This is a genomic window from Candidatus Krumholzibacteriia bacterium, from assembly GCA_035268685.1.
Taxonomy (GTDB): Bacteria; Krumholzibacteriota; Krumholzibacteriia; order JAJRXK01; family JAJRXK01; genus JAJRXK01.
This window is the reverse complement of the sequence record DATFKK010000117.1, coordinates 1-2282: the sequence shown is the minus strand read 5'-3', so window position 1 is coordinate 2282 and position 2282 is coordinate 1. Positions and strand designations below refer to the sequence as shown.

The 2282-nt window shown below is 66.8% G+C and carries 4 protein-coding genes; all 4 read right to left on the bottom strand.

What is annotated here, in order from left to right; translation table 11 throughout:
* Positions 1-68: 68 nt before the first annotated feature.
* Positions 69-632 (bottom strand): hypothetical protein, encoded by a 564-nt coding sequence (locus VKA86_11445; protein HKK71824.1) that lies wholly within the window; start codon positions 630-632, stop codon positions 69-71.
* Positions 616-828, bottom strand: a complete 213-nt coding sequence (locus tag VKA86_11440; protein ID HKK71823.1) for a hypothetical protein — start codon at positions 826-828, stop codon at positions 616-618. The genes VKA86_11445 and VKA86_11440 overlap by 17 nt, the downstream gene beginning before the upstream one ends.
* Before the next feature lie 136 nt (positions 829-964).
* Positions 965-1210, bottom strand: a complete 246-nt coding sequence (locus VKA86_11435; protein HKK71822.1) for a hypothetical protein — start codon at positions 1208-1210, stop codon at positions 965-967.
* 89 nt (positions 1211-1299) lie between these two features.
* Positions 1300-1479 (bottom strand): transposase, encoded by a 180-nt coding sequence (locus VKA86_11430; protein ID HKK71821.1) that lies wholly within the window; start codon positions 1477-1479, stop codon positions 1300-1302.
* Between the last annotated feature and the right edge of the window lie 803 nt (positions 1480-2282).

Here is a 2282-nt window from a genome sequence, read left to right as displayed (position 1 = left end):
TGGGGCGCACCTCGCACGGGAAGGCTGGGGTCGGGAGAAGACGTCAGATCACACGTCCGGCGGCGAACTCAGGATCGAAGCCGGTCCCAGAGGTCGCGGAATCCACCGCGGTCTGCATGATCGGTCACGAAGTCGAGGTCGATGTCCTTTCCGAGCGATCGAAGCATGCTCCGGATGTCGCTCTCGTGGCGCTCGCCACCACCCTCGGCGCGCCAGGCCAGTTTCCGGACGACGACGTATTCCGGCGGCGCGAGCCACGTCGAGAGCGACGAAGACAGGTCGACGCGCCGGCGATTGTCCATGGCCCAGTCGTGGAGGGGATCGCGGCCCAGCACGTACACGTCGGCGCGGACTCCCGTTTCGTGGTGCAACAGATTGAAGTGACCGCCGCTCGCGCGGCCGAGCTCCTCGCGCAGAGTCGCATCGGGCGGCACGTAGAACTCCGCGGCGGGAAACACGCGCCGGAGGTCTTCGGTCCGGTTCGGAGACAGCGAGAGAACGAGGTCGAGATCCTGGGTGAAGCGCGGCTCGCCGTACGCGCTGCTCGCCACGGACCCGGTGACGAAGTACTCCAGACCCAGGCTCTCCAACGGACCCAGGAAGACCGCGTAGAGATCAATCCCGTCGGCCATGCATCGCCTCCTGCACCGCTTCGTCGATCCGCGCGTCGGTCCAGTCGGGATGCATGGACCGGAGCGTCGCCCGCTTCAGACTGCGCGCCTGGAGCCACAGACGTCCCGTGAGGTCGATCTTCTCGGCGGCGCTCCGGGCCGACCAGATCGCATCCTGCGTGCGTCGGACTTCGTCGGGGAGATCGCGGGGGCTCATGGTGTCATCTTCCGTCGATTCCTTGCGAACGACGCGAGCGATCGTGTGGTTGCCGTCGTGGTCATCGAACTCAGGCTACCACGAGCGGGCAGGAGCTCAACGGGGAATGGCACCCAGAATGCTACCCGCTACGAGGTCAGGCATCGAGTGCAGACTCCAGCAACCCACGAACCTCGAGGTGGTCTGCCCACCGGCCAAGACGCCCACGGTCGAGATCGTCGCCGTGGACGGCGATCATGCCCAGGTCGTCTCGCCACTGCCGCTCCGAGACGCGACCGCTCTCGTCGCACCATCGCAACTTGTGCAGGACGACGTCCTCGACCGATGCGAACGCCAGCCGGCCGACGTCCGGTATCTCGACGATCCGTGCTCGCCCGAGCACCTCGAGACCTCCCCATCGCGACGCGCGCGCCCGACCGTCACACCTCCACACCAATCGCGGCCCGCCGACTCGGTCCCCCGCCCCGACCCTCACGCCATCGCGTCAACGCCGGGAGACACTCGTCTACTCTCGTGGTGTGGGTGGAACACGCCCTCGGTCACGAGCGCGTGCACGTGGGAATGGAGGTTCGCTCCGAAACTCCCATAGGCCTGAATGCTCGCGATCGTGCCGGCGCGCACGCGGCGCTTGCCCACCGCCTCGCGCAGCATGATCAAACCCTGTGAAGGTCCACGATCAGGCGCTCACCGAACCACACTGGGCGTTTCGGAGACCTCCAAGTAGTGCTGGAAGGCCTCGCCTACTTCGCGATGTGCTCACTCACCGGAATCTTGCTGATCTGCCGATGTCGCGCCAGCAGTCGGCGCACGATATGGGCCATTTCACGCGGAAGTCAGCTCTCGATCCAGGTCCGAATGTCGGCCTCGAGGAAGGTTTCCAATGGGACGCCTCCCGGCCCTACGAGAAGAGTCTTTGCGTCGGGCTGAAATGCGCGGAACGCTTCCATCCCTCGTGTCGACTTGTGCGGGCGGCCGCTCTTGACCTCGATGGCCAGGACCCTGTCCGCGGACCGAACCACGAAGTCGACCTCGTCGGGGCCTTGGCGCCAGTAGTACAGCTCCAAGCCGAGGCGCGATTGCGCGTCGGACAGAGCGGCGCCGACACAGGTTTCGACCAAGGGATAGTTGAATCAATCCCCACCACCCAGCCCATCCGGCCTCGACGACGCTGGATCCACGCATGCCGACGCTCCCCGGCGAATGCCCCGGCCTCCCGAACACCGCCGTCGAGGCCGGTCGCGAACTCCACGGGCTCGAGTGTGTCATCGCGGTGACGATTCCAGCACCCTCGCACACACACGTCACCGTCGACGCGGACGACGCGCGCCCAGCGGTCACCGGGAGGCATGCACGTGAGTCACGCAGGAGGCGCGCCCACCGGCGGCCCGCGCTGCGCGGTGCCCTCCCACGGATCGTTGCCGCCGATGCGGCGCAGGTGGGCGAGGATCCGGTCG

Excerpts from the sequence above, each read along its gene's own strand:
- VKA86_11445 (HKK71824.1), bottom strand. The coding sequence starts at position 632 with ATGGCCGACGGGATTGATCTCTACGCGGTCTTCCTGGGTCCGTTGGAG.
- VKA86_11440 (HKK71823.1), bottom strand. The coding sequence starts at position 828 with ATGAGCCCCCGCGATCTCCCCGACGAAGTCCGACGCACGCAGGATGCG.
- VKA86_11430 (HKK71821.1), bottom strand. The coding sequence starts at position 1,479 with ATGCTGCGCGAGGCGGTGGGCAAGCGCCGCGTGCGCGCCGGCACGATC.